The organism is Allobosea sp. 05T438, assembly GCF_056396025.1.
Genome location: NZ_JBFTKQ010000012.1, coordinates 44,333 through 64,590, shown reverse-complemented (window position 1 = coordinate 64,590; position 20,258 = coordinate 44,333). Strand labels below are relative to the sequence as shown.

Annotated in this window: 13 protein-coding genes and 1 tRNA gene; 9 read left to right on the top strand and 5 right to left on the bottom strand. The window is 64.2% G+C overall.

Annotated features, from left to right (window positions below; translation table 11 throughout):
- The first annotated feature begins 1 nt into the window (after position 1).
- The 3 genes from AC1DIN_RS21160 (at position 2) to AC1DIN_RS21150 (ending at position 3,197) form a co-directional block, all read left to right on the top strand.
- The gene (locus AC1DIN_RS21160; RefSeq protein ID WP_476811191.1) at positions 2–1,348 is read left to right on the top strand and encodes a homoserine dehydrogenase; all 1,347 of its coding nucleotides are present in this window, start codon (positions 2–4) and stop codon (positions 1,346–1,348) included.
- Between the two features lie 47 nt (positions 1,349–1,395).
- The gene (glpX, locus tag AC1DIN_RS21155) at positions 1,396–2,394 is read left to right on the top strand and encodes a class II fructose-bisphosphatase (protein ID WP_441472008.1); all 999 of its coding nucleotides are present in this window, start codon (positions 1,396–1,398) and stop codon (positions 2,392–2,394) included.
- A gap of 140 nt (positions 2,395–2,534) precedes the next feature.
- Entirely contained in the window at positions 2,535–3,197 is a 663-nt protein-coding gene (locus AC1DIN_RS21150; protein WP_476811190.1) for a helix-turn-helix transcriptional regulator, read from the top strand.
- A gap of 25 nt (positions 3,198–3,222) precedes the next feature.
- Here the strand turns inward: AC1DIN_RS21150 and AC1DIN_RS21145 are convergent, their stop codons facing one another.
- Positions 3,223–4,878 (bottom strand): FAD-binding dehydrogenase, encoded by a 1,656-nt coding sequence (locus AC1DIN_RS21145; RefSeq protein ID WP_476811189.1) that lies wholly within the window; start codon positions 4,876–4,878, stop codon positions 3,223–3,225.
- A 128-nt stretch (positions 4,879–5,006) separates the two neighbouring features.
- On the opposite strand from AC1DIN_RS21145, the gene recJ reads away from it, so the two are divergent.
- The 6 genes from recJ to AC1DIN_RS21115 all read left to right on the top strand — a co-directional run bounded on the left by recJ (position 5,007) and on the right by AC1DIN_RS21115 (position 11,861).
- A complete protein-coding gene (gene recJ / locus AC1DIN_RS21140; protein WP_476811188.1) occupies positions 5,007–6,803 on the top strand; it encodes a single-stranded-DNA-specific exonuclease RecJ in 1,797 nt (598 codons plus the stop codon).
- Positions 6,804–6,920: 117 nt separating this feature from the next.
- Positions 6,921–6,995, top strand: a tRNA-Glu gene (locus AC1DIN_RS21135).
- A 430-nt stretch (positions 6,996–7,425) separates the two neighbouring features.
- The gene (locus AC1DIN_RS21130) at positions 7,426–8,139 is read left to right on the top strand and encodes a DUF3102 domain-containing protein (protein ID WP_476766792.1); all 714 of its coding nucleotides are present in this window, start codon (positions 7,426–7,428) and stop codon (positions 8,137–8,139) included.
- A 131-nt stretch (positions 8,140–8,270) separates the two neighbouring features.
- Positions 8,271–9,845 carry a Wzz/FepE/Etk N-terminal domain-containing protein gene (locus tag AC1DIN_RS21125; RefSeq protein ID WP_476811187.1) on the top strand — a complete coding sequence of 525 codons (1,575 nt, stop codon included), beginning with the start codon at positions 8,271–8,273 and terminating at the stop codon, positions 9,843–9,845.
- 23 nt (positions 9,846–9,868) lie between these two features.
- Positions 9,869–11,155, top strand: coding sequence for a polysaccharide biosynthesis/export family protein (locus AC1DIN_RS21120; RefSeq protein WP_441472014.1), 1,287 nt, complete (start codon positions 9,869–9,871; stop codon positions 11,153–11,155).
- Positions 11,156–11,252: 97 nt separating this feature from the next.
- Positions 11,253–11,861 carry a sigma-70 family RNA polymerase sigma factor gene (locus AC1DIN_RS21115; RefSeq protein WP_441472015.1) on the top strand — a complete coding sequence of 203 codons (609 nt, stop codon included), beginning with the start codon at positions 11,253–11,255 and terminating at the stop codon, positions 11,859–11,861.
- An 82-nt stretch (positions 11,862–11,943) separates the two neighbouring features.
- Here AC1DIN_RS21115 and AC1DIN_RS21110 read toward each other — a convergent pair whose 3' ends face one another.
- From AC1DIN_RS21110 to AC1DIN_RS21095, 4 genes are all read right to left on the bottom strand, one after another.
- Positions 11,944–13,929 carry an HlyD family type I secretion periplasmic adaptor subunit gene (locus tag AC1DIN_RS21110; RefSeq protein ID WP_476766794.1) on the bottom strand — a complete coding sequence of 662 codons (1,986 nt, stop codon included), beginning with the start codon at positions 13,927–13,929 and terminating at the stop codon, positions 11,944–11,946.
- Positions 13,916–16,162: a type I secretion system permease/ATPase gene (locus AC1DIN_RS21105; protein WP_441472017.1), complete on the bottom strand. Its 2,247-nt coding sequence runs from the start codon at positions 16,160–16,162 to the stop codon at positions 13,916–13,918. The genes AC1DIN_RS21110 and AC1DIN_RS21105 overlap by 14 nt, the downstream gene beginning before the upstream one ends.
- Before the next feature lie 233 nt (positions 16,163–16,395).
- Complete coding sequence (locus AC1DIN_RS21100) at positions 16,396–18,573, bottom strand: hypothetical protein (RefSeq protein ID WP_476811186.1); 2,178 nt, start codon at positions 18,571–18,573, stop codon at positions 16,396–16,398.
- A 668-nt stretch (positions 18,574–19,241) separates the two neighbouring features.
- Positions 19,242–20,231, bottom strand: coding sequence for a hypothetical protein (locus tag AC1DIN_RS21095; protein WP_476811185.1), 990 nt, complete (start codon positions 20,229–20,231; stop codon positions 19,242–19,244).
- Positions 20,232–20,258 lie beyond the last annotated feature (27 nt).

Here is a 20,258-nt window from a genome sequence, read left to right as displayed (position 1 = left end):
CATGATCTCGACCCTGCCGCAAGCTTCATCGTCCCCTCTGCGCATCGGCCTCGCCGGCCTCGGCACGGTCGGCGCCTCGGTGCTGAAGATCCTGCAACGGCAGGAGAATGCGCTGGCGGCACGCTGCGGCCGGTCGATCCGGGTGGTTGCGGTCTCGGCCCGCGATCGCAAGCGCGACCGCGGCGTCGATCTTGGCGGCCTGGCTTGGTTCGATGATCCGGTCGCGCTGGCGAAATCCGACGACGTCGATTGCGTGGTCGAGCTGATGGGCGGCTCGGACGGCCCGGCCAAGGCGGCGGTCGAAGCCGCGCTCTCGGCCGGCAAGCACGTCGTCACCGCCAACAAGGCCCTGCTCGCGGCCCATGGCGTGGCACTGGCGGAACTGGCCGAAAGCAAGGGCGTAGCGCTAGCCTTCGAAGCCTCGTCGGCCGGTGGCATCCCGGTGGTGAAGACGCTGCGCGAGGCGCTGGCCGGCAACAATGTCGGCCGGATCTCCGGCATCCTCAATGGCACCTGCAATTACATCCTGTCGCGGATGGAACTGGAGGGGCTGACCTTCGAGGCCTGCCTGAGGGACGCACAGCGCCTGGGCTATGCCGAGGCCGATCCGACCTTCGACGTCGAGGGCTTCGACACCGCCCACAAGCTGGCGATCCTGACCAGCCTCGCCTTCGGTACGAAGATCGATGCCGAAGCGATTCATGTCGAAGGCATTTCCGCGATCACGCCGCTCGACCTGAAGATGGCCGATGAGCTCGGCTACCGCATCAAGCTGCTCGGCGTCGCCGAGCGCACCAAGACCGGCATCGAGCAGCGCGTGCACCCGACGATGGTGCCGAAATCCTCCGCCATCGCGCAGGTGATGGGCGTGCTCAACGCCGTCAGCGTCGATGCCGATGCGGTTCGCGAGATCACGCTGGTCGGCCCGGGCGCTGGCGGCGATCCGACCGCTTCCGCGGTGGTCGCCGACATCGCCGATGTCGCGCGCGGCACGGCCGGCCTGCCGTTCGGTTTGCCGGTTGCCCGTCTGGAGGAGGCCAAGCGCGCGCCGATGCAGCGTCATGAAGGCGGCTACTATGTCCGCCTCGCCGTCGCGGACCGGCCGGGTGCGGCGGCCGCGATCGCGACCCGCATGGCCGAGGCGGACATCTCGCTGGAGAGCATTGTCCAGCGCCGCTCGCCCGAAGCCGCCAACCGTGATCCGGGAGGCCGTTCCGGCGCGCCGGTTCCGGTCGTGCTGATCACCTATGCCACGAGCGAGACAGCCATCCGTGCCGCGCTCGAAAAGGTCACCGCGGACGGCCATGTCGCGGAACCGCCGCAAGTTATCCGCATAGAGCGGGAATAGGCCTTCGGGTCGATTCCACCCGCAGCATTGCAAGGGGAAACCATTTCATGTCCGTCGCTCTTCAAATCGCCCCCGATCAGATCATCGAGCGCTATCTCTCGATGGAACTCGTACGCGTCACCGAGCGCGCCGCCGTCTCCGCCGCCCGCCTGCGCGGCCACGGCAACGAGAAGGCCGCCGACCAGGCGGCCGTCGACGCGATGCGCCGCGAGCTGAACCGCCTGCCGATCGACGGCGAGATCGTCATCGGCGAGGGCGAGCGCGACGAGGCGCCGATGCTCTTCATCGGCGAGAAGGTCGGCAACAAGCAGGGCCCGAAGGTGCATATCGCGGTCGATCCGCTCGAGGGCACGACGCTCTGCGCTAAGGACATGCCGGGCTCGATCGCCGTGATGGCGATGGCCGGCGCCGGCAGCCTGCTCTATGCCCCGGACGTCTACATGGACAAGATCGCGATCGGCCCGGGCTATGCCAAGGGCGTGGTCGACCTCGATGCCTCGCCGGCCGACAACATCAACGCGCTGGCCAAGGCCAAGGGCGTGAAGCCGCATGAGATCTCGACGCTGATCATGGACCGCCCGCGCCATGCCAAGCTGATCGAGGAAGTCCGCAAGACCGGCTGCTCGATCCGCCTCATCACCGACGGTGACGTCGCCGGCGTGATCTTCTGCACCCAGCCGGAGAAGACCGGCATCGACCTCTATCTCGGCATCGGCGGCGCGCCCGAGGGCGTTCTGGCTGCTGCTGCCCTGCGCTGCGTCGGCGGCCAGATGCAGGGCCGCCTCATCCTCGACACCGAGGAGAAGCGCGTGCGTGCGGCGGGCATGGGCGTCAAGGACCCGAACAAGAAGTACGACATGTCGGAGATGGCCTCGGGCGACGTCATCGTCTGCGCCACGGGGGTGACCGATGGTGGCCTCCTCTCGGGCGTGAAGTTCGGCAAGGACATGATCGAGACCGAGACGCTGGTCTACCGCTCGATCACCGGCACGGTCCGCCGCATCTATGGCGAGCACCGCGAGTTCTCGAAGTTCCAGCTCGACTGAGCGGGTTTCACATGTCGAATGACATTCTAACCTAGCGGAACTTGTGCTAGCCCCGGAAAGCAATCTTTCCGGGGTTTGTTTTGCCCGCATTCGCCCGAGCTATCGACCTCGTCGGCGGCCTCGATCGGGCCGCGTCGCCGATGGCTGCAGGGCTTATTCTACGTCAGGCGCTGTCTCCGCTTGGAAGTTGCGGTTTCTTTGCGGGGTCGTTTCCCGCGTCTCCAGCGCTGCCCCTGGAGCGCATCGTTGCCGGCGGTCGGCGCTATGCGCAGTTCTCGCCGCCCGGCTGGCTGGACGAATATATGAGGCGCGGGCTCGATCGGGGAAACCCCGTGATCTTCGCGCCGGCAAGACGCGTCTCGCCCTTTCGCTGGAGCGCGCCGGGCTTTCCGGAGCTGACCGGTTGGCGCGGCCTCGAGCTTGCGCGCGAGATCGGCGTCGAGGATGGCCTGGCCGTTCCCTGTCACGAGCCGGACGGGCGCGTCGGTGTCATCAGTATCAGCTTCGAGCGCTTCGATTTCTCCCCGCGCGACATTCAGGTCATCGCCCTGGCTGCCGTGATGACACATGAGCGGATGACACGGTTCACCGCCATGCCCGCCCCGCTTGCGCTTGGCCTCAGCCAACGCGAACGTGACTGCCTTGCCTATGTCGCCGATGGCCTGTCCGATGGCGAGATCGCCGAAAAGCTCGGCATCGCGCAGACGACCGCCCACAGCCACGTCGAGAATGCCAAGCGCAAACTCGGTGCCCGCAGCCGCGCGCAAGCCGTGGCGCGGCTTTTCGGAAATACACCACCGTAAGTTGTTGATGGAAGGGATTGCGCCCTCAGGCTATGGCCGCAGCGGCCGCGCGCCCGGCGGCTCGGCCCGAGAAGATGCAGCCGCCGAGAAAGGTGCCTTCCAGCGCGCGATAGCCGTGGACACCGCCGCCACCGAAGCCGGCGGCCTCGCCAGCGGCATAGAGCCCCGGCACCGGCTCACCCGCCGCGTCCAGCACGCGCGACGACAGATCCGTCATCAGCCCGCCGAGCGATTTCCGGGTCAGGATGTTGAGACGCACAGCGATCAGCGGGCCGTGGGCCGGATCGAGGATGCGATGGGGCCTGGCCGTGCGGATCAGCTTGTCGCCGAGATAGTTGCGCGCACCGCGCAGCGCCGTGACCTGCAGATCCTTGCCGAAGGGGTTGGCGAGGGCCCGGTCGCGCGCCTCGATCTGCCCGCGCAGATACGCCTCGTCGATCAGCTTTTCACCGGTCAGTTCGTTCATGCGCTCGACGAGGCGGCTGAGATCGCTCTCGACGATGAAATCCTCGCCCTTGTCCATGAAGGCCTGCACCGGGCGGGGTACGCCTCCGCCGGCGCGACCGAGCACCTGCCGCCAGCTCTTGCCTGTCAGGTCCGGGTTCTGCTCGGAGCCCGACAGCGCGAATTCCTTGGCGATGATGCTGCGGTTCAGCACGAACCAGGAATAGTCGTAGCCGGTCTTCATGATGTGCTCGAGCGTGCCGAGCGTGTCGAAGCCCGGGAAGAGCGGAACTGGCAGGCGGTTGCCGCGTGCATCGAACCAGAGCGAGGAGGGGCCGGGCAGGATGCGGATGCCGTGGCGCGGCCAGATCGGCGCCCAGTTGGCGATGCCCTCGACATAGTGCCACATCCGGTCGCCATTGATCAGCCGGCCGCCGGCAGCCTGCGCCACGGCGAGCATCGCGCCGTCGACATGGTCGGGCACACCCGAGAGCAGCCGGGCAGGGGGCGTTCCGAGGCGCGCCGGCCAATGCGCCCGGACGAGCTCGTGATTGCCGCCGATGCCGCCGGAGGTGACGATCACGGCCTGCGCCTTCAGCTTGAAGGAGCCGGTGACACCGCGCCCGCTCTTTTTGCCGCGCGCGACGTCGCTCGGCTCCAGAACCTCGCCTTCGATGCCGTCGATCGAACCGCCGCGGCGTGGGATGCCGGTGACGCGATGGCGGAAGCGGAAGGAGAGCAGACCCTTTGCCTGCGCCTCCCTCGCCCGACGCAAAAAGGGCTCCAGCACACCCGGGCCCGTGCCCCAGGTCACATGGAAGCGCGGCACCGAATTGCCATGGCCGGTCGCGAGATTTCCGCCGCGCTCGGCCCAGCCGACGACCGGGAACCAGCGCATGCCCATCGCATGCAGCCAGCTGCGCTTCTCGCCGGCTGCGAATTCGAGGTAGGCCTCGGCCCAGCGCCGCGGCCATTCATCCTCCGGCCGGTCGAAGCCCGCCGAGCCGAACCAGTCGTCCCGCGCCAGTTCGCGGGAATCCCGGACGCGCAGCCGCCGCTGCTCGGGGCTGTCGACGAAGAACAGCCCGCCCAGCGACCAGAACGCCTGACCGCCGAGCGATTGCTCCGGCTCCTGATCAAGCAGCACGACCCTGCGCCCGGCTTCCGCGATCTCGCAGGCCGCGACGAGGCCCGAAAGCCCTGCGCCGACGATCGCCACATCGGTTTCGTGCTGCATGACCCGCCCCGGGCGCCGCCTTGGCTGGCGGCTTGGTGGCAGTATGGCGGCGGTAGAGAGCCGGGCCAAGGTCGACGCCGGTTGACCTTGCGCCCAGCTTGCGCGACGCCGTTGGGACGATGAGTCCGATGCAGCAATCCCGCGCTTTCCTTGGTGTGACCCGTTCGGCGCTTGGCCGCCCCTGGCGCGACCGGCTCGATACCGCGGGTCTCGGCCGGGCGGAGGCGCTGTCCCAGCGCGAGGGGCTGTCCGATATCCTGTCGCGCCTGCTCGCCTCCCGCGGTGTCGAGCCCGCCGAGGCTGCGCGCTTCCTCGAGCCGAAGCTGCGCGATCTGCTGCCGGACCCGGCCGTCCTCACCGACATGGAGCCCGCTGCGGCGCGGCTCGCCCAGGCGGCGATGAAGGGGGAGCGTGTCGCGATCTTCGGCGACTATGACGTCGACGGCGCCTGCTCCTCCGCGCTGCTCGCCGGCTTCCTGACACAAGGCGGAGCCCGCCCGCGGATCCATATCCCCGACCGGCTGATCGAGGGCTATGGCCCCAACAGCGAGGCGATCCGCATGCTCGCAGGCGAGGGCGCGACCCTCCTCGTCACGGTCGACTGCGGCACGACCAGCGAGGAGCCGCTGGCGGAGGCCCGCAGGCTCGGCCTCGATGTCGTGGTCCTCGATCACCACCAGGCGCCCGAGCGGCTGCCGGCTGTCGAGGCGCTGGTCAACCCGAACCGGCAGGACGATCTCTCCGGGCTCGGCCATCTCTGCGCCGCCGGCGTGGTCTTCCTCACTTTGGTCGCCACCAGCCGGGCGCTGCGCCGCCAGGGCCATTGGGCGGCGCGCGGCGGCGAGCCCGACCTGCTGGCGGTGCTCGATCTCGTCGCCTTGGCAACGGTCGCCGACGTCGTGCCGCTGCAGGGGCTCAACCGCGCTTTCGTGCGGCAGGGGCTGGCGATGATGCGCAGCCGCGCCCGGCCGGGCCTAGCGGCGCTGATGGATGTCTCGGGCCTCGACGGCCCGATCCAGCCCTGGCATCTCGGCTTCCTGCTCGGGCCGCGCATCAATGCGGGCGGACGCATCGGAGACGCCGCGCTCGGCGCGCGCCTGCTTCTGAGCGATGACGAGGTGGAGGCGCGCGGCATCGCCGCCGAGCTCAACCGCCTCAACCAGGAGCGTCAGGAGATCGAGCGGCTCGCCGTGCTGGAGGCGGTGTCGCAGGCCGAGCATGAGCTTGCCGGCATGGCCGAATTGCCGGTCCTGCTCGCAGGCAGCGCCGATTGGCACCCCGGTATCGTCGGTCTGGTCGCGGCGCGGCTCAAGGAGCGCTTCCGCCGCCCGGCCTTTGCGCTCGCGCTGAACGGTGAGGGGGGGGCAACAGGCTCCGGCAGGTCGGTCGCAGGCGTCGATCTCGGGCGGGCCGTGCGCTCAGCCGTCGAGGCCGGTCTGGCGATCAAGGGCGGTGGCCATGCCATGGCGGCCGGTGTCACGCTGGCAAGCGGGCAGGCCGCGCCGTTCCACGCGTTCCTGAACGATTATCTCGCTCGCGAGGTCGGCGCCGCCGGCGAGGCAGAGGCGCTCCTCGTCGATGCCGCACTCAGCGCGGGCGGTGCCAGCCCGCGCCTGATCGCCGAGATCGATAAGGCCGGACCGTTCGGCTCCGGCAGCCCGGAGCCGGTCTTCGTCTTTCCGGCGCACCGCCTGACGGACGCCATCGAGATCGGCAGCGGCGGCCATGTCCGCATCAAGCTGCGCTCGGGCGATGGCGCCAGCATTGGCGGCATCGCTTTCCGCGCGGCCCAGGAGCCGCTGGGGCAAGCCCTGCTGGCGGCACGGGGCGAGACCGTGCATCTGGCCGCGACGCTCTCGCTCAACCGTTGGGGCGGCAACGAAACGGCGGAGCTGCGCATCCTCGATCTTGCTCGCCCGGTCTAGCCGCCTGCCTGCCAGGGCACGTCATCCACATTTCTTGTGAACGGGCGCTTGCAGAGCGGCAGGCCTGCCACTATACCTCGCCCCGCTTCGGCACGGATCCACACGGTTCGAGACAAAGCGGTCTTCGTCTATCGGTTAGGACACCAGCCTTTCACGCTGGGAAGACGGGTTCGATTCCCGTAGACCGCGCCATTGATTCGGTGTGTGGCGTAAATTGCTGAAAGCAACGAGTCATGTTGTTGCGGGAATCGAGGAAGCCCCTCGTGCTGCCTCGTCGTTGAAGGTGCCGGCGACCAAGCCGCGAAAGCCAAACGCGATGGGCTCGCCTCTCGCCGTTCAGCCCGAGGGTTTGTAGGGCGCTCTTCGTCTGGATCTGGCGCGCCCGGCGGCCCGGGAATGACGCCGGGATGTGATCTCCGCGGTCGGCGCATCCCTCTATATCACGTCCGCCATGGCCTCATCCGGCGCCTCGCCTTATCTTCAGAGCATACGCGACGAATTTCGAGGTAATCCAGAAGGGCTACCTCATTTGTGCGGGCGGGAATCCCTTTGCTCGCTTCGTTGTGCACTGCTCCAAGCGTAAGCTCATTGCTCTCGTGGGTTGAGTAGTGAGGATGTAATCGTGGCATCGGACGCAGAAATCTCCGCGACGGAATTGCATGATGCCGCACAGAGGATCAAGGCACTTCGACGGGCGGCGACTGAACACGCTGTCGAAATCGGGCGTGAACTTCTCTGCATTAAAGAAAAGATGCCCCATGGCGCTTTCGTTAAATGGGTCGAAAAGGCGTGCGAGTTCAAGATAAGGACCGCGCAGGACTTGATGAAGCTTGCGCGTGAGGCAGAGTCCGATACGAAACTTGTCGCGCTGATGGTCCCCTCGACGCTTCGCGTCTACCTCTCCAAGAAAACTCCGCCTGCGGTCCGTAACACCATTCTGAAGCGGCTCGAGAGCGGCGAGCGCGTGTCGCGCAGCGATATTTATTCTCAGGTTTCGGATTCAAGGACGAAGGAAAAGGTGGACGCAGGTGATCGCCCGGTGCGCGAAGAGATTGCCTCGTCATTCTTCTCCAAGCCCGAACTTCTGAGGAGGACCGAGGAGAAGCGAAGCAATGCGGGCGGCGACCGCGCCCGGATGGTGGCTGAACTGATTCTTCGTCGTCTCAGCCCGCAAGACTACGAGAGCATCATGGAAGGAATGAGTTGGGAAGTGTGGAACCGGGCTTTCGTCTGGATGAGGGCCGCGCGGATCGTGGATTCCGAACGGGTAGAGCTCACTTTGTCCAACGCTCCTGCCGCTCAGAGCTTCGAGGCGCTGCCGGCCAAGTTGCAGTGACAATTGTTGCGGTTGTTTTTTATTCGTTCTCTGCCGTACCGAAGTCGAGTGAGGGCGTTAATGCAGTCTTTTCAAGAGACGACATCGCCGCGCGGGCATCGGATGGCGGGTAGATAAAGATCGGAAGCCCGATGCCGGATTATATTGGAGAGCGCCAATCTTTAACACCGCTCGGCTTTGGCAGCCTCCGTCGCCGCTGGAAGCTCGTTGGTGCGTGTGTCGTATTGTCCATGATGCTGGGCTTGTTTTTCGCTTTCCTCAAGCCAGCGAACTATACCGCATCAACCCAACTCCTGATCTATGTGAAGGAAGTTCAGCCGGGTCCGGATCTGGTCATATTTCTGGGGCGTGCCGATCTGACGCAGGTCGAGAACGAGATCGAGATTATCCGCTCGCGCGGCACCCTGACCAAGGTCGTGCAATCGCTGAATTTGTCCGAGGATCCCGAATTCGTTCCGACCGCGATGCCGTTTCATAGCATCGCGCAGCGGCTGTTTGGCGCGCCGTCGGCGACGCCTGATGAAAGCCGCGGCAGACAGGAGCTCGCCGTCGACACGCTCGCCAAGCGCATCGAACTGAAGCGGGTTGGAACAAGCCACACGATTCTCGTCGACGTAACGACCTCCGATCCGGAGAAGTCCGAGCGGATCGCGAACGGCATCAGCCAGATCATGCTTCAGGCGCGAGTCAGCGCGGAGGACGGCAGCAGGTCGCCGTTGCTGCGGGAGCGGCTGCAGGGGTTGGGTCCCAGCGTGTATGTGATGACGCGGGCCCTTGCTCCGGACAAGCCGAGCGGGCCGCGGAAGATTCTCGTCATCCTGGCGGCCGTCATTGCCGGGCTTGCCGTCGGATCGGTGTTGGCTCTGTTGCTGGACTTCAAGGACAAGACGATCCGCACTGCCGCGCAGGTTGAAGATTTCGGCCTGGAATGCATAGGCGCGATCCCTTTGCTGAAAAGCGGCGGTCCGGCGGTTTCGAGGTCGCTCCATTCGACAAAAGAGTCGGCCAGGGACGATCAATTTCTGCCCGCTCCGCTGCTGAACCAGACGCTGCTTCGGATGACGGTGGCGATCGAAGCATCGAAGGCGCGCGTCGTCGGCATTGCTTCTTCGATAGCAGGAGAGGGGGCGACGACCGTTGCAAGGCAGCTCGCGCACCTGGCCGCTCGCAGCCAGCGGAGAGTGTTGCTTGTGGAGCTCGATCGGAACCGGACGTCGCGCACCCCTTCTCAAGAAGTGCCGCCCGGGGGGGCAGCTGCTTCCGATACGAACGTGCGGCCGCTTGACGGCGGCCTCCAGAATAACCGTGGAAGCGGCCCCGATGTTCTCGTGACTGCGGTCTCGGACAATATCGACGGCGCCGCAAACTGGTGGATGCACAGCAATCAAAAGTTCTCGGTCGATTATGACCTTATCGTCGTCAGCTTGCCCCCGCTTGAACGCGGAGCCGAATTTCGCATGGCCGCGCAGAACCTCGACGGAATCCTGCTGGTTATCAAGTGGGGTGAAACGGAGACGGAACGGGTCGAGCGCGCCTTCGCAGTATCTGGCGCTATGCCATCGGACTTCATCGGAGCGGTCCTGAACATGGTCGACGATCGGATGATCGGACAGTTCGGAGACAAGCTCTGGGAGGCGGAAGCAGCAACGACTACCCGACGGCTCCCCTTCGGACTGGCGATGCCAGCCGAGCCTGCCGCCGTGTAATCATGAATCGGAGAGGTGCTACAATGAAGCAGAACCGTTCATGGGTTAACGTCGCCGGATCAATTTCTTTGGTTCTGTGCGTCCTCAGCGGAAGTGCCGTCCGTGCGACATCCGATTACAGTGTTCGTGCCAACGACAAGCTCAAGATCAAGATCTTCCAGTATCCTGAGCTGAGCGGCGAATACACGGTTCGCGCGAACGGTACGATTTCGATCGCTCCCGTTGGAGATATTCCGGTCGACGGCCTTTCGGCCAAGGAGATCGCGAACCAGATTTCCGACCGCTTTATCCGTGCGGGCATTTCCGACAAGCCCGGCGCGTCGGTCGAGATTCTCGAGACACGGCCGGTCTATGTCCTGGGCGACGTGCAGAAGCCCGGTGAGTATCCATTCCGTCCGGGAATGACCGTTCTGCAGGTCGTCAGCCTGTCCGGCGGGTGGCTGCGGTTCAACGATCCCGGCCTGATGCGGCTGGATCGCGACAGCATCAACATAACCGGCGAAATGCGGACTCTCGTCAGACGGTATCAGCAGCTGACGGCGCGCCGGGCTCGCCTGAACGCCGAGCTGGTGATGAAGGCCGATATCCAGTTTCCGTCCGATCTCGTGTCGCGGTCGCAGAACGACACGGGGGTACGGCAGTTGATCGACGAAGAGCGCTCGCTTCTGAACATTCACGTCGACGCGCTCAAAACCCAGATCGATAGCGTCGAGCGGAATCGCGGCCTGTATGAACGCGAGATCGACGCGATCAAGCTCCAGATCCAAGCGACCAAGGCCCAATATGCGAGCGTTGAAAAGGAGCTCGTGGAAGTTCGGGATTTGGTCAAGCGTGGCCTGTCGACCCTGAGCCGTTTGACGAACCTCGAACGGATGCAGGCCCAGCTCGATATGAACGAGCAGGGCTTCCAGACGCTGATCTTGCGGGCGCGCCAGAACATCACGCAGGCCGATCAGAGGATCTTCGACCTGAAGAGCGAACGGAATGCGTCCCTGACTGCCGAAGTGCAGAAAGTTCGGATGGATCTCGACGACATCAGCGTCAAATTCGAGACCAACAGGAGTCTTCTGGTCGAGGCCCAAGTGACGATCCCGACCCTGGTCGGCAATTCCGACGGCGCTGTCGAAACCCGCAGCTTGACGGTCGTGCGCATGCAGGACGGGAAGGCGCAGACGATCGACGCGCTGGAGAGCACCGAACTCCTGCCCGGAGATGTGCTCAGGGTCCAGAGGAGCATCCTTCCGGGCGGCCTGGGTATCGGTCCGCTTGAACAGACCAACGTCATGGTTCCTGCCCGGGTCAAGCAGTAGCAGCGCGGCTGCGCGATCTGCGCAGCCGCGAGCCGGCCTCGTTTCGCTTGCGAGTGATGGATTGTTGCGTCCCGTGGATGTGAGTGGGAGATCGACGATGGCCTTCGGAGACAATGGTTCCGGGAAGACGAAGGAAGCTGGTGGGCCCTCCATTCAGCAGCAGATGCTGGCGTTTGAGCCGCAGCTACGTGCCTACGCCATGTCCATCAGTCGCAGCGCAGACAGGTCCGACGATCTGGTGCAGGAAACGCTGCTGCGTGCCATCAGCAAAATCGACACCTTTCGGCCGGGCACGAACCTTGGCGCCTGGCTGACGACGATCCTGCGAAACTGCTACCTCTCCGATCTCCGGAGGCGCCGGCATGAGGTGGAGGACGCGGACGGCTGCTATTCCGAGGCGTTGCGCTCGGCGCCGGAGCAGGAAGGCCAGCTTGAATATCAGGAGTTCTGCGCGGCTCTGAGAGAAATCCCGTTCGACCAGCGCGAGGCGCTCCTGCTGGTCGGCGCGGCCGGACTATCCTACGAAGATACGGCCACGCTTTGCCGCACCACGACCGGAACGATCAAGAGCAGGATCAACCGAGCCCGCTCGCGACTCGCGGCGCTGCTTGCGATCGAGAGCGTCAGCGAGATCGGTTCCGATAGTCAGACACGCGCGGTCATGGTCGGCCATCAGGGCGGCGATTCCACGCGGTGGTTTTTTTGATCGCCGGAGCAGGTAAGCTCCGGCGATATGGTTCTTGGCTCTCTGAAAGTTCCCGCCCGGAGCTCTGGCGAGACAGCCGCGCTTACCGTTCGCGCAAGCTGTCGTGCTGATAGCGGGAGAGCGGCGAGAGCAGATAGCTGATGATCCGCCGCCGTCCGGTCTTGACCTCCGCCGTCACAGCCATGCCGGGCGATAGATTGACCTGCTTGTCCTCGATCGCCAGTTGCGTGCGGTCGAGGGAAATGCGCGCAGAATAGAGCAGTTCCTGGCCGCGCGGCTCGCTGCTGTCATTGTTCGCGCCCGACGTCTTGTCGCTTGAGCTGTCGGGAATCTTGTCGCGCGCGATAGCATCCTGCGAAACGCTGAGAATGGTTCCGCGAAGCAGGCCGTATCGTGTGAAATTGAAGGTATCGATCTTGATGGCGGCCTCCTGGCCCGCGCTCACGAAGCCAATGTCCCGGTTCGAGATCATCGCCTCGATTTCCAGCCGGTTTTCCGCAGGAACGACGAACATCAGCGACTGTGCGGGCGTCACGACGCCGCCGATCGTGTGAATCGCGAGTTGCTGCACGATGCCATCGACCGGTGCCGTCAGCCTTTGCAGGCTTTTGCGCTGCTCGGCCTTCACGATATCCCGCTTGAGGCCAGCTGCCTTCTGCTGGGCTTTGGTCAGTTCGTCGAAAAGGGTCCGCTCGTACTCGGCGATGGTTTTCGTGCGTGTCTCCATCAGTGCGGTAACCGCGGCATTTGTCTCGTTGCCGCGTTTCTCCTGAACGAGGATGTCCTGGCGCTGGCCGACGAGATCCTGCAGTTCGGTGAGATAAGTCACCTTGGATCCGAGCTCCTTCTGGAAAAGCTGCTCGCGAATTTCGACCCGTTGCTGGAGCGGGACGATGGTGGACTTCAGCTTGTCGACGGAGGCTTGAATCGTATCGCGTTCGGCTCCCTTTTGTGCGAGCTGACCGTCAATGGCGGCGAGTTTGGCCTTTTGCTCGCCGTTTTGGCTAACAAGGAAGCCACGGTACATCCGGAGCAGATCGGCCGGGGCATCCTCAGGCGGGTTGAATGCCGAAAGCGGGTCGTCCTTGTTGGCGATCCCTGCTTGCAGCCTGGCGATATCGAGGCGCGCGGCCATCAGGTCGCTCTGCAGATGTCCGAGCTCGGCATCGGCGGTGGTCGTATCGAGCTCGACCAGCACATCGCCGGCCTTGACGCTCTGGCCGTCATGGACCCGGATCGCGCGTACGACGCCGGTCTCGAATGGCTGGACCGTTTTGGTCCGGCCGCTGGGAATGATTTTCCCGGGTGCGACGGCAACAATGTCAACGGTGCCGATGCACGCCCAGACCAACGCGACGGCGAAGACGGCGATGATGCTCAGGCCGATGGTGCGCCCCAAAGGTGAAGGCGGGGTTTCCACGATCTCGAGCGCAGCCGGCAGGAACGCAAGCTCCTGGGATCTCATACGATTTTCATTCATGGATCGTGCGATAATTGCCTTTTGAAGGGCTTGCGAGCGGGTCGCTAGACCCGTCACCGCCGCGCGGGTACTGCGCTCGCCCCATTGTGCCGTCGTCGTCAGAGCCTGGCGTGCCCGGATCGCGACAGCCTTGTCGAAGCGCGGCATGAGCCCCGCGACTTCCTCGGCCTGTTTCAGCAAGACGAGACGCCCCGCCCATTGGGCCTCGAATTCGGCCCGCGTCAGCAAGGTGGGCTGCGTGATGTTCGAGGCCACGACAACCGCCTTTTCCTCGCTCACTTTGCCAAGCAGCAGGAAACCCCCGCCGCGAAGCTCTGCGATGCAGGGCAGCGGAAGATCGGCGAGCTTGTCCCAGGTGACGGACTGAGACCGCCCTGCGAAGCCGTATGCCCGAGCACCTCGGAGCATCTCGGCGATGCCGACGGCGCCGTTGCCGATATGGCGGCGAAGCTCTTCTACCGTGGCAGCGACGCCGCGCAGCCGCAGCAGCATCTCCAGAGCAAGAAGGCCAGACTGATCGTTTGTGAGCGCGTGCATGGCGTTTGCTTCGCCGCGGCTGTTTCCCTCCGGGAAATCAGCGCGCCGCATGAGTCCCCTGGGCTATGGAAAGAGCGGTTGTCTCGATGGTATTCGTGGTCGCGGATCGCGCGGCCGCTTGGCTCGCCGCCGCCGGCGTGCTTCCGGCCTCCGGCAATCCGGACTGGAGGCGGTGCAACGTGGCGTACCGGCCGCCTGTCCGCATCAGTGTTTCGTGCGTGCCATCCTCGATCAGTCGGCCGCCTTCGATAGTCACGATGCGATCGGCCATCCGCAGGGTGGAAAGGCGATGCGCGATGATAAGCACGGTCCGGGAGCGCGCGATCTGCGCCATGTTCTGCTGGATGATGTGCTCGCTCTCGTAGTCGAGTGCGCTCGTCGCCTCGTCGAAGATCAGGATGCGCGGATTGGTCGCCAGGGCGCGAGCGATGGCGATGCGTTGCCGCTGGCCGCCCGACAGGCTGCCGCCGCGCTCGCCGACGATCGTGTCGTAGCCCTCGGGCAGTTTGAGAATGAAATCGTGCGCGCCTGCCAGTGTCGCGGCCTCGATCACCTTTTCCGCCGGAAGAGCAGGGTCGGCCAAGGCGATGTTGTCGCGGATCGAGCGGTTGAAGAGGATATTGTCCTGCAGAACGATGCCGATCTGACGGCGCAGCCAGGAAGGATCGATCTGGGCGACATCCACCCCGTCGACCAGAACCCGGCCGCTTTCCGGCACGTAGAGCCGCTGGGCGAGTTTGGCCAGGGTGCTCTTGCCGGACCCGGATGGGCCCACGATGCCGATCATTTGCCCGGCCGGAATGTTGAGGCTGACGTCGCGAAGAATCTCCGGCCCGTCGATCCGGTAACGGAACGTGACATGCTCGAAGGAGATGTCGCCGCGGACCGACGGAAGGGCCGTGCGGCTGGGGTTGTAGGCCGGCTCTGGCGTGGTGTTGAGAATATCGCCGAGGCGGGCGATCGACAGCCGCGTCTGGTGGAATTCCTGCCAGATTTGCGCCAGCCGCAGCACGGGGCCGCTGACGCGCCCGGCGAGCAGGTTGAACGCAATGAGCTCGCCGACCGAAAGGCTGCCGCCGATGACCAGCTTCGCGCCGACATACAGGATCGCTGCGGTCACGATCTTGCTGACGAGCTGAACGGTCTCGCTGGCGACGTTGCCCAGGCTCAACACCCGGAAGCTGGCTGCGACATAGGCCGCCAGCTGCTCCTCCCAGCGCTGTTGCATCTGGGGTTCGATCGCCATGGCCTTGAGCGTTTCGACTGCCGTCACGCTCTCGACCAGAAAGGCCTGGTTCTCCGCGCCACGGGCGAATTTCTCGTCGAGATACCGACGAAAGAGCGGCGTCACGCCCGCGGATATCGCGACATAGATGGGTAGCGACGCGAGCACGATCCAGGTCAGCTGCGGCGAATAGAAGAACAGCGCGGCGACGAAGACGACCGTGAAGAACAGATCGATGACGAGGGTCAGCCCTGAACTGGTGAGGAAGTTACGGATGTTCTCGAGCTCGCGTACGCGGGCCACGGAATCGCCGACACGCCTCGCCTGGAAATAGCCGATCGGCAGCGCCAGCAAGTGACGAAACAGGCGCGCGCCGAGCTCGACGTCGATCCGGTTCGTGGTGTGCGAGAACAGGTAGGTTCGCAAGGCGCCGAGGACGACCTCGAACACGGCGATGGCCACAAGCCCGAAAGCGAGCACGTCCAGCGTGCTCATGCTTCGATGCACGAGAACCTTGTCGATGACGACCTGGAAGAACAGCGGCGAGATCAGGCCGAAGAGCTGGAGGAAGAAGGACGCTACCAGAACTTCGGTGAGGAGCCACCGGTACTTATGGATGGCGCCCATGAACCATGTGACGTCGAAACGGCGGGCGAGATCGGTCAGCGAAGCCCGCTTCGTCATCAGCACGAGCCGGCCGTCCCAAGCCGCTTCCAGCTCGGCCCGAGACATCATGCTCGGCCGTGGGGCGTTCGGTGCCTGGACGAGGATGCTGTCTTCGCCGCATCGTCCGAGCAGGAGGAAGCTTCCGTCGCGCATGGCGGCGATGACGGGGAGCGGCGTATGCGCCAGGCGCTCCCAGTTCGTCGTCACAGACCGGGCTTTGAGACCGAGGCTTTTGGCGCAGCGGATCATCTCCACGACGCCGATGCGGCGGCCGGGAAACTGATGCTGGATCTGCTCCGGGGTTACGCTCACGCCCTGACTGCTCAGGATGAACATAAGCGCGGCCAGGCCGCCATCGGGCAACGGAAGGGTGTCGTTATCGGGCTTTTTCAAGCTTTTCTGTCCCGCGTATAAATCGTTGACGCATGCGCGGGGAGTTCCCCCACATGCAAACCACGACGAGCGTCAGAACGCTCTCATGCCGCGTTGATACGAAGACGCCAGATTCGGTGTTTCGTTGATTTTGATTGTCGTTTCAGATCGCCGTGCGCCCTTCCGGGCGCACGGCGTCATCGTTGACGCATCGGATGCCCGAAAGGTGGGATTCCACCTTTCGGGCCTATGCTTTACGCGTGTGGCTTCGCCAGGGTCTGGGCGACGTTGTTCAACCATCCCTGCATCTGAGCAGCGCTGGATGTCGCCGAAGGCGCGGCGAAGCTCGAGGCCGCATACTGACTCAACAGGGCAAGCTTGGGCGTCACCGAGCTGTCGGACGGCGCAGAGCTTGCGCCTTGATCCTGGAAGCCGGGGAAACCAACCGTCTTGCGGCTACCGAACGTCAGGTCCAACAGATTTTTCGCTTGGCTGGTGGTGCTAAGCGAGGTGTCTGTGGCGGTCGGTGATGTCGACGACGAGCTGCTAGCGGACGGGTCCACAGTGGACGCCACCGTCGCAGGGGCCGCAAGAGCGGTCGCCGACGAGGTGAGTGCTGTGGTCCGTTGACTGGCCGACGTCGTGCTGACGACAAGCGTTCCGGCGGGCTGGAGGGGCGCGCCGGAGAGGTTGACGCTATTGCCTGCCTTATCGGTGACACCACCCAGGTTGTACTTGGTGACCGCAAGGTCGGAGGCCTTCTCGCCGGCTCCCACCTTGTAGTCGAACTGCAGGGTGTTGGTGCCGGCGCCGCTGACGTACTTGGCGGTGCCGTTGCTGTTCAGCGACAAGGTCGGCGTGCCGTTGACGGTGACAACTTCGTTGAAGTTGACCGACAACCGGACAGTGTCGCCGGCGCGAACGGTGCCGTTCCCATTGCTGAGACTGGACCYGTTAGCCGCGATCCACTGGACCTTGGGCTTCGTGGTGTCGGCCGACGACGTCTTGGTGTCGACGACCAGCGTTCCGGCAGGCTGGAGCGGCGCGCCGGCAAGATTGACGGCATTACCCGCCAGATCCGTGACACCACCCAGATTGTACCCGGAGACCGCGAGGTCCGAGGCCTTCTCGCCGGCGCCCACCTTGTAGTCGAACTGCAGGGTGTTGGTGCCGGCGCCGCTGACATACTTGGCGATGCCGTTGCTGTTCAACGACAAGGTCGGCGTGCCGTTGACGGTCATCGCCTCGTTGAAGTTGACCGACAACCGAACGGTGTCGCCGGCCTTGACCGTGCCGTTGCCGTTGCTGAGGCCCGTCCCGGTGGCAGCGATCCACTGGACGTTCGGCGCCGTTGTATCGACCGGTTTCGCAGGGTCGACGGGCGCCGTGGTGTTGATGGCAAGCGTTCCGCCGGGCTGGTGCGGGGCACCAGTCACATTGGCGGCGTTGCCGGCCAGGTCCTTCACACCGGACAGGTTGAAACCGCTGATCTCGAGATCGGCAGCATTCTCACCTGCGGCAACCTTGTACTCGAACTGCAAGGTGTCCGTTCCGGCGCCGCCGACATACTTGGCGGTGCCGCTGCTGTTGAGCGACAAAGTCGGCGTGCCGCTGACGTTGACCGACTCGCTGAACTTCAGCGTCAGGCTCACGGTGTCGCCGGCTTTGACCGTGCCGGTACCGTTCGTGACCCCCGGCCCGTTGGCCGCAACCCACTGCACCGTCGGCGCAGTCGTGTCGCCGCTGGGCGTAGTTGGGTTCGTCGGGTTCGTCGGTGTTGTCGGGTTGGTCGGGTTCGTCGGATTGGTAGGGTTGGTGCCCGAATTGCCCGAACCCGGCGTGCCACCGCTCACGCCCTGCAGCAATGKCGTGATGTTCCCCATGTCGTGCCACAACGCGGTCATCGTTGCGTCGTCATAGGCGTTGGATTGCGCACGAATATTGGTCGTGCCGCCGGCTACGTCGATGACATAGGCGCCGTACTGCTGCATGGCCTTAAAGACCTGCTGGCCAAGCGGGGAGAGGCCGGCAGGCATAGGGGTACCCGGCGGGATCGCGAGGTGCTGCCCTTCTTGGACGATGCCCGACGCGCTGCTGCCGTCGCTGTTGATGGCCTGGCCGACAGCACCGGGCTTGGCGAGCGAGAAGTCGACCGCGAGCTGCAGCGCGTGATCGATCACCCCGTCGTCTGTTTCCGCCTTTACGAGCAGACCGCCGAGCTGACTTGCGCCGGCAGCCGTGATGCCCGCGGCGAGGAAGGGCGACTTGCTGCCCCAGCCATCGCCCGTGACGATGTTTTCGGACGCGAATGAAGCGGCCGAACCGCTCGTGTTGCTGGTTCTCTTGAACTGCCAGAAGTTGTAGGCGACGTCGCCATCGATGACGATTAGTTCGCCATCAGTACCCGCGGCGCCATTCGCGGCGGCCGGCATGTGAACGCTGATGGTGCCGCCAGGATAACCCCATCCCGGGGGGTAAGTGACTTGTACAAGTGGATCTGAAGAAGAAGCAACGTAAACCGCTGGGGAATAACTGCTCCATGCAACGCTGTAATTGTAGCCTGTTGACGCGGGCCAATTGAGTTTTGTGAAGTTTGCATCGCTAGCTACTTCTGTATTCCAACTCGAAGACGCAGTAAATGGGCGAGTTTCGAGTGAGCTCATAAGCCTATTTTCCTTAGTTTTATATAGAAAGGAACGGGAGCGGAATTAGTAGGCCAGCCGGGTAGTCCTCGCCGTTCCGTGGAAACGCAGCGAAATAGACAGGCACGCCGCGCGATTAGCGGTCGGATGACGGGTCATCGCCATATGAGGCGGCGAATCAAAGGCCCATCCACCAGCGAACGTGGCCAGATATCGTGTTTGGAATGTGATGCCAAAATGAAATTGTTTGGGCACGAAAATCTGGGGATATCTTGACTATATGATCTGCGCTTTTGGCTAAACGCTATATAGAATCAGCGATTCTCTCGATATGCAGAATGAAGCTGCAATGCGCAAAAGGCGGCCTATCGAGCCGTATGGCTGACCGCTATGCGTTTGATGCAATGATCGAGACGATCGTTTCGAACAGGCCCTTGCCTGCGCCCCTCCCGGGATGGTCAGGGATTTCCCTCGCTTGGCTGCCCCACGCGCTGAAGCAGCGGGGAGATCCGGGCAAGGTCCTGTTGCAGTGCCACGATCGTCATACGGTCGTAGGCATTCGCCTGGGCGCGCAAATTAGTGACGCCTCCAGCCACGTCGATCACAAATGCTCCGTAGACCTGATAGGCGCGAAAGACTTTTTGCCCGAGAGGTGACAAGCCTCGCGGCATCGCCACGCTGGACGGAATGGCCAGGCGTTCGCCTTCCTGAACCAACCCATCCGGATTCACGCCGTCGCCATTGATCGCCTCGCCGACGCGGCCCGGTTTCGCGTAGGCCATATCGACCGCGATCTGCAACGCGTGTGAGATGTCGCCGCGGTCGGTTTCCGCCTGGACCAGCAAGCCGGCGAGCTGGCTCGATCCCGCCGCCACGATGCCGGCGCCGAGAAAGGGCGATCTGCGCCCCCAGCCGTCTCCGGTGACGAGGTTCGTCGCGGCATAGGACCGCGCCGTCGCCGCCTCGGGGCTCAGCCGCTTGAATTGCCAGAAGTTGTGAACGGTATCGCCGTCGATCACCAGCAATTCCCCGTCGGTCCCCGGAGCGCCATCCGCATCCGCGGGAATGCGGATCTTGAGGGTGCCTGCGGGAAGTCCCCAGCTTGCCGGGTGTTCGACGGAAACGACGGGGTCCGAAGCCGAACTCACATGAATGGCAGGAGAATAGCTGCTCCAGGCGACGCCGAACCGGGCGCCCATTGGCCAATCGATCTCTTCGAAAGTGGCGTTCGAGGCGAGGGGCGTGTTCCAGGACGAGCTGGCTACGAAGGGCCGCTCGCCGAGAGTGAACGAACCGTTTGGTCTTTCGTTGACAGCATTCCGCGCGTCATTTGCCAAAGCGGATGAGCAGCACCCTGTGGCCGCGGCGATCGCGAGCGGGCAGGCGAGCAAGGCCAGAACCGGAACGGGCAGAGCCCAAAGGCTTTGCAGTGTGCGATGCGATCTCATCCGACCGACTGCCTCGAGAGGAAAGTG

Bases quoted from the DNA above. Each gene is read 5' to 3' on its own strand.
- AC1DIN_RS21160 (WP_476811191.1), top strand. From the start codon at position 2: ATGATCTCGACCCTGCCGCAAGCTTCATCGTCCCCTCTGCGCATCGGC.
- glpX (WP_441472008.1), top strand. From the start codon at position 1,396: ATGTCCGTCGCTCTTCAAATCGCCCCCGATCAGATCATCGAGCGCTAT.
- AC1DIN_RS21150 (WP_476811190.1), top strand. From the start codon at position 2,535: ATGGCTGCAGGGCTTATTCTACGTCAGGCGCTGTCTCCGCTTGGAAGT.
- AC1DIN_RS21145 (WP_476811189.1), bottom strand. From the start codon at position 4,878: ATGCAGCACGAAACCGATGTGGCGATCGTCGGCGCAGGGCTTTCGGGC.
- recJ (WP_476811188.1), top strand. From the start codon at position 5,007: ATGCAGCAATCCCGCGCTTTCCTTGGTGTGACCCGTTCGGCGCTTGGC.
- AC1DIN_RS21125 (WP_476811187.1), top strand. From the start codon at position 8,271: ATGCCGGATTATATTGGAGAGCGCCAATCTTTAACACCGCTCGGCTTT.
- AC1DIN_RS21120 (WP_441472014.1), top strand. From the start codon at position 9,869: ATGAAGCAGAACCGTTCATGGGTTAACGTCGCCGGATCAATTTCTTTG.
- AC1DIN_RS21115 (WP_441472015.1), top strand. From the start codon at position 11,253: ATGGCCTTCGGAGACAATGGTTCCGGGAAGACGAAGGAAGCTGGTGGG.
- AC1DIN_RS21110 (WP_476766794.1), bottom strand. From the start codon at position 13,929: ATGCGGCGCGCTGATTTCCCGGAGGGAAACAGCCGCGGCGAAGCAAAC.
- AC1DIN_RS21095 (WP_476811185.1), bottom strand. From the start codon at position 20,231: ATGAGATCGCATCGCACACTGCAAAGCCTTTGGGCTCTGCCCGTTCCG.